Annotated in this window: 14 protein-coding genes; 11 read left to right on the top strand and 3 right to left on the bottom strand. The window is 62.4% G+C overall.

Translation table 11 applies throughout. The features are described from left to right. Positions 1 to 103: 103 nt before the first annotated feature. Both dprA and tldD read right to left on the bottom strand, forming a co-directional pair. The gene (gene dprA / locus AB4X18_RS03225) at positions 104 to 1249 is read right to left on the bottom strand and encodes a DNA-processing protein DprA (protein ID WP_432817086.1); all 1146 of its coding nucleotides are present in this window, start codon (positions 1247 to 1249) and stop codon (positions 104 to 106) included. A 79-nt stretch (positions 1250 to 1328) separates the two neighbouring features. Next, positions 1329 to 2750: a metalloprotease TldD gene (gene tldD / locus AB4X18_RS03220; protein ID WP_370402251.1), complete on the bottom strand. Its 1422-nt coding sequence runs from the start codon at positions 2748 to 2750 to the stop codon at positions 1329 to 1331. A gap of 183 nt (positions 2751 to 2933) precedes the next feature. Here tldD and coxB point away from each other — a divergent pair, with 183 nt between their 5' ends. The 11 genes from coxB (at position 2934) to AB4X18_RS03165 (ending at position 12880) form a co-directional block, all read left to right on the top strand. Beyond that, complete coding sequence (gene coxB, locus AB4X18_RS03215) at positions 2934 to 3863, top strand: cytochrome c oxidase subunit II (protein WP_370402250.1); 930 nt, start codon at positions 2934 to 2936, stop codon at positions 3861 to 3863. Positions 3864 to 3956: 93 nt separating this feature from the next. Beyond that, a complete protein-coding gene (gene cyoE, locus AB4X18_RS03210; protein WP_370402249.1) occupies positions 3957 to 4895 on the top strand; it encodes a heme o synthase in 939 nt (312 codons plus the stop codon). Further along, complete coding sequence (locus AB4X18_RS03205) at positions 4892 to 5077, top strand: cytochrome C oxidase assembly protein (RefSeq protein WP_370402248.1); 186 nt, start codon at positions 4892 to 4894, stop codon at positions 5075 to 5077. Before cyoE ends, AB4X18_RS03205 begins: the two co-directional genes overlap by 4 nt. Next, on the top strand, positions 5077 to 5652 hold the full coding sequence (locus AB4X18_RS03200; protein ID WP_370402247.1) for a cytochrome c oxidase assembly protein: 576 nt from the start codon (positions 5077 to 5079) through the stop codon (positions 5650 to 5652). Before AB4X18_RS03205 ends, AB4X18_RS03200 begins: the two co-directional genes overlap by 1 nt. Before the next feature lie 22 nt (positions 5653 to 5674). Continuing rightward, positions 5675 to 6481, top strand: coding sequence for a cytochrome c oxidase subunit 3 (locus AB4X18_RS03195; protein WP_370402246.1), 807 nt, complete (start codon positions 5675 to 5677; stop codon positions 6479 to 6481). Between the two features lie 96 nt (positions 6482 to 6577). Continuing rightward, positions 6578 to 7255: an SURF1 family protein gene (locus AB4X18_RS03190; protein ID WP_370402244.1), complete on the top strand. Its 678-nt coding sequence runs from the start codon at positions 6578 to 6580 to the stop codon at positions 7253 to 7255. A gap of 3 nt (positions 7256 to 7258) precedes the next feature. Then, positions 7259 to 8647, top strand: a complete 1389-nt coding sequence (thrC, locus tag AB4X18_RS03185; RefSeq protein ID WP_432817085.1) for a threonine synthase — start codon at positions 7259 to 7261, stop codon at positions 8645 to 8647. Continuing rightward, on the top strand, positions 8644 to 9906 hold the full coding sequence (locus tag AB4X18_RS03180; RefSeq protein WP_370402242.1) for a M16 family metallopeptidase: 1263 nt from the start codon (positions 8644 to 8646) through the stop codon (positions 9904 to 9906). The genes thrC and AB4X18_RS03180 overlap by 4 nt, the downstream gene beginning before the upstream one ends. Next, positions 9906 to 10490 carry a GNAT family N-acetyltransferase gene (locus AB4X18_RS03175; protein ID WP_370402241.1) on the top strand — a complete coding sequence of 195 codons (585 nt, stop codon included), beginning with the start codon at positions 9906 to 9908 and terminating at the stop codon, positions 10488 to 10490. Before AB4X18_RS03180 ends, AB4X18_RS03175 begins: the two co-directional genes overlap by 1 nt. 116 nt (positions 10491 to 10606) lie before the next feature. After that, a complete protein-coding gene (locus AB4X18_RS03170) occupies positions 10607 to 11425 on the top strand; it encodes an MBL fold metallo-hydrolase (RefSeq protein ID WP_370402240.1) in 819 nt (272 codons plus the stop codon). A gap of 39 nt (positions 11426 to 11464) precedes the next feature. Continuing rightward, positions 11465 to 12880, top strand: a complete 1416-nt coding sequence (locus tag AB4X18_RS03165; RefSeq protein WP_370402239.1) for an FAD-binding oxidoreductase — start codon at positions 11465 to 11467, stop codon at positions 12878 to 12880. Positions 12881 to 12886: 6 nt separating this feature from the next. On the opposite strand, the gene AB4X18_RS03160 is transcribed toward AB4X18_RS03165, so the two are convergent. Next, positions 12887 to 13075 carry a hypothetical protein gene (locus AB4X18_RS03160; protein ID WP_370402238.1) on the bottom strand — a complete coding sequence of 63 codons (189 nt, stop codon included), beginning with the start codon at positions 13073 to 13075 and terminating at the stop codon, positions 12887 to 12889. Positions 13076 to 13186 lie beyond the last annotated feature (111 nt).

Raw genomic sequence — 13186 nt, 5'->3', positions numbered from 1 at the left:
TGTTTGGCAGGGTCAAGTGAGGTTGGGCAAACGGGCCATTCGCGCGGCTTCGCAGCGGTCTTGCAGTAAGGTGCGATCAGGGGGTTGAACGCGCAGGCGCAGGTCAGACGGCGCGGGTCAGCAGCCCACCGGGGCGGCGCGCGATTTCGCCTTCCAGTTCCAGATCGACAAGGGCCGGGGCCACTTCGGCCGGGGGGGCCTGCAGATCACGGATCAACTGATCCTCGGCCAGCGGTGATGGGCCAAGGCGGGCAAGGATTTTCTGGTGCAAGGCGGCGGTGTTGCGCAGGCTGCGTTTGGGGGCGGGCGGCTGCGTGGGCGGTGTCGGGGCGGGTGTGGTTGTTTCGTTCCCGGTGTCGAGCGCGGCGATCACATCGGCAGCACCCCGCACCAGTGTCGCGCCATCGCGGATCAGCATGTTGCAGCCCGACGCGCGCGCATCCATCGGGTGACCCGGCACCGCCAGCACCTCCCTCCCCTGGTCGAGCGCATCGCGCGCGGTGATCAGGCTGCCCGATTTCGCAGCCGCTTCCACCACCACGGTTGCCTGCGCCAGCCCCGATATGATGCGGTTGCGGCTTGGGAAGTGGCGCGCCATCGGCTGCAGGCCCATGGGTTGTTCGGACAGGCGCAGGCCGCGGGCGGCGATGTCTTCGGCCAGTTTGGTGTTCTCCGTGGGATAGATGGTGTCGACCCCGCCGGCCTGCACGGCGATGGTGCCGGTTTCAAGCGCGGCGAGGTGAGCCGCGGCATCGACGCCGCGCGCAAGCCCCGACACGACGACAAACCCCGCAGCGCCCAGTTCACTGGCCAGCGCACGGGCCATGCGTGTGCCCAGCGACGAGGCATTGCGCGCGCCCACAAGGGAGATCATGGGGCGCATCAAAAGCCGGGAATCGCCGATCATCCACAGGAAGGGGGGGGCGTCTTCCAAGGTGCCAAGCAGCGCGGGATAGGGGGCTTCGCCCCGGATCAAAAGTTGCGCACCAGCCGCACGGGCGGCGCGCAATTCGGCTTCCACCACACCTTCGGGGCAGATCCGGTATCCTGAAACGCCCGCGGCGCGCGCCACCTCAGGCAGCGCGGCCAGCGCGTTCTGCGCAGTGCCGTATTCAGTCAGCAAACGGTTGTACGTAGAAATGCCGACCCGGCGCGAGCGCAACAGACGGAGACGGGCAAACTGTTCGTCTTCCGGGGTGGGTGGGAGTGGGGGGTGAGTGGAAGAAGGATGGTAGTCCTTGTCAGTCATCCCGTGGCTCCGTCTGTTGCAGAATCAGGTATAGGTCGCGTTGGTTAACAGGGTGTGAAGAAATTCGCGCCAATACATATCAGGTCGCCGATCCCCCGACGGTCAGCCCGCCGATCATCAACGTGGGCTGGCCCACGCCCACGGGCACCCATTGGCCCTGCTTGCCGCAATTTCCGATGCCGGGATCAAGCGCCGGATCGTTGCCGATGGCGCGGATTTGCTTGAGCGCCGTCGCCCCGTCCCCGATCAGCGTGGCGCCCTTGACGGGCGCGCCGACCTTGCCGTTCTCCACCCGGTAGGCTTCGGTACAGGAGAAGACGAATTTGCCATTGGTAATGTCGACCTGCCCGCCGCCGAAGCCCACAGCATAGATTCCGTCCTTGAGGTCGGCCACGATATCCTCGGGCGTGCTGTCACCGCCCAGCATGTATGTGTTGGTCATCCGCGGCATGGGAATATGCGCATAGGATTGCCGCCGCCCGTTCCCGGTGGAGGCCCCGCCCGTCAGCCGCCCGTTCTGACGGTCCTGCATGTAGCCGACAAGCGTGCCGTCCTCGATCAGCACGTTTCTGGCGCTGGGCGTGCCTTCGTCATCCACGGAGATCGAGCCGCGGCGATCCGGGATCGTGCCATCGTCCAGCACGGTCACGCCCTTCGAGGCGATCTGTTGCCCCATCAGCCCGGCAAAGGCGGAACTGCCCTTGCGGTTGAAATCCCCCTCCAGCCCATGCCCGATGGCTTCGTGCAGCAGGATACCGGGCCAGCCGGGGCCAAGCACCACGTCCATCACGCCAGCGGGGGCAGGGACGGCTTCAAGGTTCACACAGGCGATGCGCAACGCTTCGCGGGCGCGGTCCTGCCAGTCTGCGGGGTCAAGCAGACCGTCCAGCCCGATGCGCCCGCCACCGCCGGAGGATCCGCTTTCGCGGCGGCCGTCCTGTTCGACAATGACGGAGATGCCGATGCGCGTCATTGGGCGCACATCGCGTACGCTGGTGCCTTCGGGGCGCAGGATCTCAACCTCCTGCAGGCTGGCGGCGATGCTGGCGCTGACCTGAATCACACGGGGATCAAGGGCGCGGACGAAATCGTCAATCTCGCGCAGGGTCTCCACCTTGACGGGGAAAGCCGCCCCGGCAATGGGGTCTTCGTCGGTGTAGAGCTTGGTGTTGGTGCCTTCGGGTGCATCGGCCCAGGTGCCGCCGCCATCGCCCACGGCCAATTGGGTGGTTTCGGCCGCGCGGCGCAGGGCGGCCTCGGTCATGTCGGTGGAATGGGCGTAGCCTGCGACTTCACCGCGCACCGCGCGCATTCCGAACCCTTCGGAGGCGTCATAGCTAGCGGTCTTGAGGCGGCCATCGTCGAACATCAGCGCTTCCGACCGGCGGCGTTCGATAAAAAGCTCCCCGTCATCGGCCCCTTTGGTGGCGTCGCGCAGGATGCCAAGGGCAGTGTCGCGGTCGAATTTCGTCTCAAGCGGCGCGAAGGGCGGTTGGCTCATGTCAATTTCGTCCTGAATTGGCGATTAAAATCGCGGTGAGCGTCTGTTTGACGCAATCGAAACTCTTTAACTCATGGTCAGAATATGATTGTAAGCTATCCAAATACAACGGCACCGCCGCGACCAGGCGACTGCCGTATGGACAAAACGTAGCCTCATTCGGTCAAAAGATCAGGACGACTTATGAAACAACTTCTCACATTGAGCGGACTCATCGCCACATGCGCGGCCTTTCCTGCATGGGCGCAGGACAGCCTGCGCATCGACGGGCTTGAGGTCATCGGCGCGCCGGTGAACGGCGAAACGGGTTTTCAGCCTGCGGTGACCCGCCTTGCGCAGGACATCCATGACCTTGATTACCTGATTCTGGTGATCATCACCGCGATCACGCTGTTCGTGACGGGCCTGATCGCCTGGGTTTGCATCCGCTACAACAAGAAGCGGAACCCCGAACCGGCGTCTTTCACCCACCACACCCCGGTGGAGATTGCCTGGACCGTGGGACCTATCGTCATTCTGGTGTTGATCGGTGCCTATTCGCTGCCGATCCTGTTCCGTCAGCAGGAAATTCCGCAGGCGGATGTGACCATCAAGGTGATTGGCAACCAGTGGTACTGGACCTATGAATACGTCGATCACGAGTTTGGCTTTGACAGCTACATGATCGGCGCACCCGCGACGCTGTCTTCGGAAGATGAAGCGGCAGGCGCGATTGCCAACCAGTACGGCCCGGTGATGGAGCAGAAGCTGATCGATGCGGGCTATTCCCGCGACGCATGGCTGCTGGCGACGGATACGGCGGTTGTCGTGCCCGTGGGCAAGACCATCGTGATGCAGGTGACAGGGTCCGACGTGATCCACTCCTGGACGATCCCGGCCTTCGGGGTGAAGCAGGATGGCGTGCCGGGCCGGTTGGCCGAACTGTGGTTCAATGCGGAGCAGGAAGGCATCTATTTCGGTCAGTGTTCGGAACTATGTGGTCAGGCGCATGCCTATATGCCGATCACCGTGAAAGTGGTGTCCGAGGAAGCCTACGAGCAATGGCTGAACGCCGCACGTGCGGAGTATGCCGGTCTGCCGCCCGTTCTGACGGTTGCCTCCAACAGCAATTGATGCAAGCGGCGGGCGGATAGCAGTGTCCGCCCCCGTCTACCTGACGCAGCGCCGGGGTATGACCCCGGTCAATCATGAACAAGAAGGTGACTGATGACTGACGTTACAAATACGCCAGTGCAGGAATACGAGGCCGAACTGGGTGATTATTTCGCCCTGCTGAAGCCACGCGTCATGCAGCTTGTGGTGTTCACGGCTGTTGTCGGGATGCTGGCGGCCCCTGTTGCCGTTCATCCCGTGATCGGTTTTGCCTCCATCCTGTTTGTCGCCATCGGGGCAGGGGCGTCAGGTGCTTTGAACATGTGGTGGGACGCGGATATCGACGCGGTGATGCGCCGCACGGCCAAGCGGCCCATACCGGCAGGCAAGGTCACGCCGGGTGAGGCGTTGAACCTGGGCGTCGCGCTGTCAGGGCTGTCGGTGATGATGCTGGCGCTGTCGGCCAACCTGCTGGCGGCCTTCATGCTGGCCTTCACCATCTTCTTTTACGCGGTGGTCTATTCCATGTGGCTCAAGCGCGCGACGCCGCAGAACATCGTGATCGGTGGCGCGGCGGGGGCCTTTCCGCCGGTGATCGGCTGGATCATCGCCACGGGCACCTTTTCGGTCGAGGCGTGGCTGATGTTTGCGCTGATCTTCATGTGGACGCCGCCGCACTTCTGGGCGCTGGCGCTGTTCATGCGGTCGGATTACGACGATGCGAATGTCCCAATGCTTACGGTCACGCACGGCCGTCCGGCCACGCGCCGCCATATCATCGCCTACACGGTGCTGCTGGCACTGCTGGCGGTGGGCACCGGGTTCACGGCCATTGGGGGTCCGATTTATCTGGCGGTTGCCGTTGTTCTGAACCTCCTGTTCCTGATGGGCGCCTGGCGCATCTGGCACCGGGATGAGGACGACGCGGAAGAAGACAACTATCTGGTGGAGCGTAAGTTCTTCCGCCTGTCGCTTTACTATCTGTTTGCCCACTTCGGCGCGATCCTGCTGGAAGCGGCGTTGAAGCCCTGGGGCATGGGAGGCTGGTCATGAGCTTGCGCACCGAGCATGAAATCCACGGCCGTCGCAAGGGCCGTAACGTGGGTGTCGGCGTGATGCTGGCAGGCTTCGTGGTGCTGATCATGGCGCTGACCTTCGTGAAGATCACACAGACCGATTTTGCCCGCGCACCGGGCACAGCAACGTCAGCCAGCGGGACGGAGGCGACAGACTGATGGCACTTTCAGGACCGGCAAAGACAGTTGTGCAGACCGTATCGCTGGTTGTGGTGATGGGCGGCCTCGCCTGGGCGTCTGTGCCGTTTTACGACTGGTTCTGCCGGGTCACCGGCTTTGGCGGCGTGCCGGAGCAAGTCGTGGCCAACGATCAGGACATTCTGGACCAGACAATCACCGTGCGCTTTGACGGCACGCTGAACAACAACATGGCATGGGAGTTCAAACCCGTCGTGCGCGAGATGGAAGTGCGCATCGGGGAGACCGGACTGGCGTTCTATGAGGCGCACAACCCCACAAGCCGCCCGATTGCCGGGCAGGCGAGCTATAACGTGACACCCTATACGGCGGGCGCGTTTTTCGACAAGATCGATTGTTTCTGCTTTGAAGAACAGGTCCTTGCCCCCGGCGAGACCGTTCAGATGCCGGTCAGCTTCTATGTTGACCCGGAAATCGTCGACGACCGCGACGGCAAGTATGTACACACCATTACGCTGTCATATACATTCTACGAAATTGACCTGCCCGAGGGGTATGCCGCCCTTGAGACGCAGGCAGAGACAGACCTGAATTAGAAAAGGTGAGGGACGCCACGACATGGCCCATGCAAAGAACCACGATTACCATATCCTAGCCCCGTCAAGCTGGCCCTTGCTGGGCGCGCTGGCGGGTTTTGTCATGCTGTTTGGCGCTGTCCTTTGGATGCACGACATCACGCCCTTCCTGTTCTGGATCGGGTTTGTGGCAGTCCTGTATGTCATGTTCGGATGGTGGCGCGATGTGGTGATCGAAAGCCGCGTCGGCGATCACACCGGCGTTGTCCGTCTGGGCCTGCGCTATGGCTTCATTCTGTTCATCATGTCCGAAGTGATGTTCTTTGCCGCGTGGTTCTGGTCGTTCTTCAAACATGCCATCTATCCGATGAACGAATATGTGGGGTCTGAATACATCCCGCCGGAGATCTATCAGGTCGATGCCTTCCACCTGCCGTTGATCAATACGCTGATCCTGCTGCTGTCGGGTTGTGCCGTGACATGGGCGCACCACGCGCTGGTTCATGAAAACAATCGCCGCGACCTGATTACGGGTCTTGCGCTGTCGATTGTCCTTGGCGTCGCCTTCACCGCGCTGCAGGCCTACGAATACTCCTACCTGCTGTACAAGGGGTGGGAATTCGGCGGCGACAAGTTCTTTTCCAACTTCTTCATGGCCACGGGGTTCCACGGCGCGCATGTGATCATCGGGACGATCTTCCTTGCGGTCTGTCTGATCCGGGCAATGCGCGGGGATTTCACGCCCGAAAAGCACGTCGGCTTTGAGGCGGCGGCCTGGTACTGGCACTTTGTGGACGTCGTATGGCTGTTCCTGTTCTTCGCGGTCTACATTTGGGGCGTGCCGTCCTGAGGCCAAGCGGGGTTGCATCTGCGGCCTTGATCCTTACAAACAGCAAAACGCGCGGGCAGGAGCCTCGCGCGTTTTTCCATTCCGGTTGAGAGCTTTATGCGTCCTGCGCTTTTTCTGGTGATCATTGGGTTGGGTGGCGCTGCCATCCTCATGGCGCTTGGGGTGTGGCAGGTGCAGCGGCTGGCGTGGAAGGAAGCGGTGATTGAGCGGATCAACTCCCGCATCGCGGCGGCCCCGATCCCGCTGCCTGACGATCCCGATCCGGTTGCGGATGCCTATCTGCCTGTAGAAATAAGCGGGACCTACGCAGGCGACACACTGCGGGTGCTTGTGTCCCAAAAGGACATCGGCGCGGGCTATCGCCTGATCACCGCATTGGAAAGTGACGCGGGTCGTGTGCTGATCGACCGCGGATTTGTGGCGGTGGATGATACGGACATTGCGACCCCGACCATACCCGTGACCGTGCAGGGCAACCTGCAATGGCCGCAGGAGACGGACAGTTACACGCCGGAGCCGGACCGCGACGGCAACGTGTGGTTCGCCCGCGATGTGCCGCTGATGGCGGAGGCGCTGGGCACCCGTCCGATCCTGATCGTGGCCAGTGCAGTGTCGCAGGACGACCCAGCGGTGGCGCCCTTTCCCGTAGACACCAGCCGCATCCCCAATGATCATTTGCAGTATGCGGTCACGTGGTTCTCGCTTGCCGCGATCTGGGTGGCGATGTCCGTCTTTTTCATCATGCGCCGCCGTGCGCCCCGACCGGAAAGCTGATCCATGCGCTATATCTCAACCCGTGGCACCGCGCCTGATCTGAGTTTCGAGGAGGCGATGCTGACCGGCCTTGCCCGCGATGGCGGCCTTTATGTGCCAGCGGAAATCCCGAAACTGACTGCTGAGCAGATCGCGGGGATGGAAGGGCAGAGTTACGAAGACGTGGCCTTCACCGTCATGCGTCCGTTTATTGGCGATACGTTTACCGATGACGAATTCCGCGAACTGATCGCCAACGCTTACGCAGGTTTTGGCCACAACGCCCGCGCGCCGCTGGTGCAACTGGCGCCGAACCATTTCCTGCTGGAGCTGTTTCACGGACCCACGCTGGCGTTCAAAGACTTTGCCATGCAGCTGATCGGCCAGATGTTCCAGAAGGCGCTGGGCCGCAAGGGCGACCGGGTGACGATCGTGGGCGCGACGTCGGGCGATACGGGGTCCGCTGCGATTGAGGCGTTTCGGGGGCTGGACAATGTGGATGTGTTTATCCTGTATCCACATGGGCGCGTCAGTGAGGTGCAGCGCCGTCAGATGACGACGCCGGTGGAGAGCAACGTGCACGCGCTCGCCGTGGATGGCGATTTTGATGATTGTCAGGCGCGGTTGAAGGATATGTTCAACGACTTCGCTTTCCGCGATGGGGTTAAGCTGGCCGGCGTGAACTCGATCAACTGGGGCCGGGTGCTGGCGCAGGTTGTGTATTATTTCTCTTCCGCCGTCAGCTTTGGCGCGCCGGACCGGGAGGTGAGTTTCACTGTACCGACGGGGAACTTCGGGGATATTTTCGCAGGGTATATCGCCAAGCGGATGGGGTTGCCGATCAAGGATTTGGTGGTGGCAACCAACCAGAACGACATTCTGGATCGCTGCTTGAAGGGGCAGGGCTATCACAAGGGGTCGGTGCATCCCTCGATCAGCCCGTCGATGGATATTCAGGTCAGCTCCAACTTTGAACGTGCGTTGTTTGACGCCTATGACCGCGACGGCGGTGCGGTGGCGCAACTGATGACCGAACTGGGGCAGGGCGGTTTCGACGTATCCCAAGGTGCGATACAGGTGCTGCAGGGTCATTACAAATCGGGGCGGGCCTCCGAAGAGGAAACCACCGCGATGATCACCCATGCGCTTGCGACGATGGGTGAACTGCTGTGCCCACACTCCGCCGTTGGGGTGAAAGTGGCCGAAGACCTGCGGCGGGGCGATACCCCGATGATCACCCTCGCCACCGCGCATCCTGCCAAATTCCCCGACGCGGTCGAAGCCGCCACGGGCATTCGCCCGCCGCTGCCTGCGCGGATGGCGGACCTTTTTGACCGGCCCGAACGCCTGACCCGTGTGGCCAATGATCTTGACGCGCTGAAGGCGCATATTGAAAGGAACCTCTCCGCGTGAGCCTGCAACAGCACCGCCTGCCCAATGGGTTTCGCATTGTTACCGAAAACATGCCCGGCCTTGCCTCCGCCTCCATCGGGGTGTGGGTTAGCGCAGGCGGGCGCCATGAACGCCCCGCGCAAAATGGCATCGCGCATTTTCTGGAACACATGGCGTTCAAGGGCACGCAGCGCCGCAGTGCCTTGCAGATCGCCGAAGCCATCGAGGACGTGGGTGGCTATATCAACGCCTATACCAGCCGGGAGGTGACGGCGTACTACGTGCGTGTGCTGGAAAACGATGTGGCGCTGGGGTTGGACGTGATTGCCGACATCCTGCGCAATCCCGTACTGGACCCGGCAGAGATCGAGACCGAGCGGGGCGTGATCCTGCAGGAGATCGGACAGGCGCTGGACACGCCCGACGATGTGATTTTCGACTGGCTGCAAGAACAGGCCTATCCCGATCAACCGCTGGGCCGCACGATTCTGGGTCCCGGCGAACGGGTATCGAACTTCAGCCGGAAAGATCTGCAAAGTTTCATCGGGGAGCATTATGGCCCCGAACAGATGATCCTCGCCGCGGCAGGGGCGGTGGATCATGATGCCATTGTGAAGATGGCGGAACAGCTTTTTGGCGACATGCCCGCCAAGCCATTGATGGCGATGGATCAGGCCCGCTTTGGTGGCGGGGAAACGCGCCATTCCAAGGATCTGGAACAGGCGCATTTCGCATTGGGGTTTGAATCTCCTGGCTACCGGGCTGACGATATCTATGTGGCGCAGATCTATGCATCGGCGCTGGGCGGCGGCATGTCTTCGCGCCTGTTTCAGGAAATCCGGGAGCATCGGGGGCTGTGCTATACCATCTTTGCGCAGGCCGGAGCCTATGCCGATACGGGGATGACGACGATCTATGCGGGCACGTCTGCTGAACAGCTGCCCGAACTGGCGCAGATCACCATTGATGAGATGAAGCGCGCGGCGGGAGATATCTCTCCGGCGGAGGTGGCGCGGGCGCGGGCGCAGATGAAGGCGGGATTGCTGATGGGGTTGGAAAGCCCGTCGAACCGCGCGGAACGGCTGGCGCGGCTGGTGCAGATCTGGGACCGGGTGCCGCCCTTGTCCGAGACGGTGGAGAAGATCGACGCGGTCACGACCGGCGACGTGCGTGATCTGGCACAGCACATGGCCGAAGCCGCCCCTGCCGCGCTTGCGCTTTATGGCCCGGTAGAGGGTGCACCGACCCTGGCCGATCTGCAGGCGCGGCGCGCGGCCTGATGCTGCTGCTGCGGCGCAAGATCCGGATAGAGACGGAGCGTCTGACCCTGCGCACGCCGCAGCACAGTGATTTTCGAAGCTGGTCCGCCCTGCGGGTGGCCAGCCGTGAATACCTGACCCAATGGGAACCCGCCTGGGCCGAGGACCATCTGACGCGCAAGGCGTTCACCAACCGGGTCTATTGGGCGCAGCGGTCCGTCAACGGCGGCACGGCGCTGCCGCTTTTTCTGATCCGGCGGTCCGATGATGCGCTGGTGGGCGCGATCACGCTGGACAACATCCGCCGGGGGCCAGCGCAGGCAGGCACGTTGGGATATTGGACCGGGCAGCCCTTTGCCCGCATGGGATACATGCGCGAAGCCATCGAGGCGGTGGTGCATCAGGCGTTCAACCGTCTGGACCTGAGCCGCATCGAGGCGGCCTGTTTGCCCAGCAATGCGGCGTCGCGCGGGTTGCTTGAGAAGACGGGCTTCAAATACGAAGGCGTCGCGCAAAGCTATTTGCAGATCAACGGGCGCTGGCGGACCCATGTGCTTTATGCGTCCCTGCGCAGTGACAGACGCGGGCGGACGGAAGCGGGATAGGGACGACGTTCCTGCCCATTTTGCAGGCACCTTGCACAGATTTGACCCCCAGCAACCGCATCAGCCGTAGAAATGGATCGCGGGCATGCTAGCTTTTTTCGCAAAGGAGCACTGCCATGATCCGAACCCTTCTTGCGCTGATCTTGAGTCTGACACCGCTTGGCGCGCACGCACTGGAGCCCGACCGCACCCCCAGCCATTGCATCGCGTTGACGCAGAATGTGCCGGGTCTGCACTATGCCAGCCTGCCCGATGTGGCGGAAGAGGAGGTGTATCTGCACTACATCGCCCATGCGTCGTTCCTGATCCGCAGCCATCGGGGGTTGAACATGGTCACGGATTATACCGGTTTTACTGGCACGTTGCCGTTCATCCCGGACGTGGTGACGATGAACAAGGCGCATGAGACCCATCGGACAGCCTTCCCTGATCCGGCCATTCCGCATGTTCTGCCCGGCTGGGGCGAATTCGGCGAGGGGATCGAGCATAAGGTCGAACTGGGCGAGGTGCTGGTGCGCAACGTCTCCACCGATATCCGGTCGCAATGGTCAGGGGTGGAGGACAAGGGGAATTCGATCTTCGTGTTCGAGATGGCGGGCCTGTGCATCGGGCATCTGGGGCATCTGCACCATGTGCCGGACGCTGAACAATTCGCGGCCCTTGGGCGGCTCGATGTGGTGATGGCGCCGGTCGATGGCGGCTATACCCTCAGCCTGCCGGAGATGATGCAGGTCATCAAACGGCTGCGGTCGTCGATCGTGATCCCGATGCACTGGTTTTCCGATCTGGCGCTGGACGCTTTCCTGCGCGGGATGGAGGGCGAGTTTTCGGTCGTGCAGGTGGGGGAGCCGTCGCTGACCGTGTCGCGCAGCCGGTTGCCGTCACGGCCCACGATCATGGTGCTGCGGCCTGCGTATCTGAATGTCGCACCCTAGCGGCTTGCATCTTGCCCGTGCAGGGAGGATCAAGAGCGCATGACATTGAACCCCGCCGACCCCGCCTTTCGTGCGCGCCTTGCTGCTGCCTTGCCTGACGATGTGCTGGGCGAGGCCGAGGCGCGCCATCTGGAAGAACCCCGTGGCCGGTACGCGGGCCAGCAGGCGCTTTTGGCGCGGCCGCGTAATGTCGATCAGGTTGCCACGTTGATCCGGTTGGCAGGGGAGGCACGCGTTGGCGTCGTACCCTACGGCGGAGGTACGGGACTGGTCGGCGGGCAGGTGGCGCCGGAAGGCCCGGCGCCGCTGATCCTGTCGCTGGAGCGGATGAGTGCCGTGCGGGATGTGTACCCCGATGAAAATGTGCTGGTGGCCGAGGCAGGCGTAATCCTGGCGGATGTGCAGGCGGCGGCGGAGCAGGCGGACAGGCTGTTTCCCCTGTCACTGGCGGCGGAAGGGTCTGCGCGGATCGGTGGGAACCTTGCAACCAATGCGGGGGGCACCGGCGTGCTGCGCTATGGCAATGCGCGCGATCTGTGTCTGGGACTGGAGGCGGTGCTGCCTGACGGGCAGATCTGGCACGGGCTGACGCGGCTGCGCAAGAACAACACCGGCTATGACCTACGGCATCTGCTGATCGGGGCGGAAGGGACGCTGGGCGTGATCACGGCGGCGGCGTTGAAGCTGTTTCCGCGCCCGACGGCGGTGGGCACGGCGTTGTTGGTGGTGCCTGATCCCCGCGCGGCACTTGACCTGTTGTCGCTGGCGCGCGGGCAGTTGGGCGAAACGGTCAGCGCGTTTGAGTTGATCCACCGACAGGGGTTTGATTTCCTGGCAGAGACCCTGCCGGAGGTGCGCCATCCGTTCGATGTGGCCCCGGAGTGGTGCGTGCTGATCGAAGTGGGCGTGAGCGGTGGGACGTCCCCCGATGCCGCGCTGGAGACGCTCTTTGCTGACGCACTTGGGGCGGGCATGGTGCAAGACGGGCTCATCGCGCAGAACAGCGCGCAGGCGCAGGATTTCTGGCATATCCGGGAGATGATCCCGGAGGCAAACCGCCGCATCGGATCGGTGTCGAGCCATGACATTTCGGTGCCCCTGGGGGCGATCCCCGGCTTCATCAAGGAGGGCGGAGAGGTCATTGGAAAGATTGGTGATTTCCGGGTCAACTGCTTTGGCCACGTGGGTGATGGGAACCTGCACTACAATGTCTTTCCACAGCCGGGACGCACACGGGCCGATCACGAAAATCAGCGCGATGCGATCAAGCAGGCGGTGCATGATCTGGTACACGAAATGGGCGGGTCGATCAGCGCCGAACACGGGATCGGACGGCTGAAAGTGGGTGATCTGGAACGTTATGGCGATCCAGCGAAGCTGTCTGCGATGCGCGCCATCAAGGCAGCACTTGATCCACAGGGGATCATGAACCCCGGCGCAATCCTGCGCGGATAAGCGTGGTTACTTCTTTTTCGCGCTCTTGTCGCGCGCGGCTTTTTCTTCGCGGGTCAGCTTGTTGTTCCAGACATTGTTGCTGAGGCCCAATTCGGGCTTCATCGGCTTGGTCTTGCCTTTGCTGACTGTACCGCCCTTGTTCAGGAATTCCTGAATGAGCGCGTCATCGGTGTTGGGTTTTGGGACTTGTTTCATGGGGAGAGCGTAGGGGGCAGGATGATTCCACGCAACCGTGGCGGCTGTGTTTGTCGGTTTGAATCCTGCTGAGAGGTCATTCAGGGCGCGGTGCGTCCTGAACAGACCTGA

Origin of the sequence: Sulfitobacter rhodophyticola (assembly GCF_041281685.2) — a bacterium.
Lineage (GTDB): Bacteria > Pseudomonadota > Alphaproteobacteria > Rhodobacterales > Rhodobacteraceae > Sulfitobacter.
This window is presented reverse-complemented; position numbering and strand designations above follow the sequence as displayed.

Bases quoted from the DNA above. Each gene is read 5' to 3' on its own strand.
- dprA (WP_432817086.1), bottom strand. From the start codon at position 1,249: ATGACTGACAAGGACTACCATCCTTCTTCCACTCACCCCCCACTCCCA.
- tldD (WP_370402251.1), bottom strand. From the start codon at position 2,750: ATGAGCCAACCGCCCTTCGCGCCGCTTGAGACGAAATTCGACCGCGAC.
- coxB (WP_370402250.1), top strand. From the start codon at position 2,934: ATGAAACAACTTCTCACATTGAGCGGACTCATCGCCACATGCGCGGCC.
- cyoE (WP_370402249.1), top strand. From the start codon at position 3,957: ATGACTGACGTTACAAATACGCCAGTGCAGGAATACGAGGCCGAACTG.
- AB4X18_RS03205 (WP_370402248.1), top strand. From the start codon at position 4,892: ATGAGCTTGCGCACCGAGCATGAAATCCACGGCCGTCGCAAGGGCCGT.
- AB4X18_RS03200 (WP_370402247.1), top strand. From the start codon at position 5,077: ATGGCACTTTCAGGACCGGCAAAGACAGTTGTGCAGACCGTATCGCTG.
- AB4X18_RS03195 (WP_370402246.1), top strand. From the start codon at position 5,675: ATGGCCCATGCAAAGAACCACGATTACCATATCCTAGCCCCGTCAAGC.
- AB4X18_RS03190 (WP_370402244.1), top strand. From the start codon at position 6,578: ATGCGTCCTGCGCTTTTTCTGGTGATCATTGGGTTGGGTGGCGCTGCC.
- thrC (WP_432817085.1), top strand. From the start codon at position 7,259: ATGCGCTATATCTCAACCCGTGGCACCGCGCCTGATCTGAGTTTCGAG.
- AB4X18_RS03175 (WP_370402241.1), top strand. From the start codon at position 9,906: ATGCTGCTGCTGCGGCGCAAGATCCGGATAGAGACGGAGCGTCTGACC.
- AB4X18_RS03170 (WP_370402240.1), top strand. From the start codon at position 10,607: ATGATCCGAACCCTTCTTGCGCTGATCTTGAGTCTGACACCGCTTGGC.
- AB4X18_RS03165 (WP_370402239.1), top strand. From the start codon at position 11,465: ATGACATTGAACCCCGCCGACCCCGCCTTTCGTGCGCGCCTTGCTGCT.
- AB4X18_RS03160 (WP_370402238.1), bottom strand. From the start codon at position 13,075: ATGAAACAAGTCCCAAAACCCAACACCGATGACGCGCTCATTCAGGAA.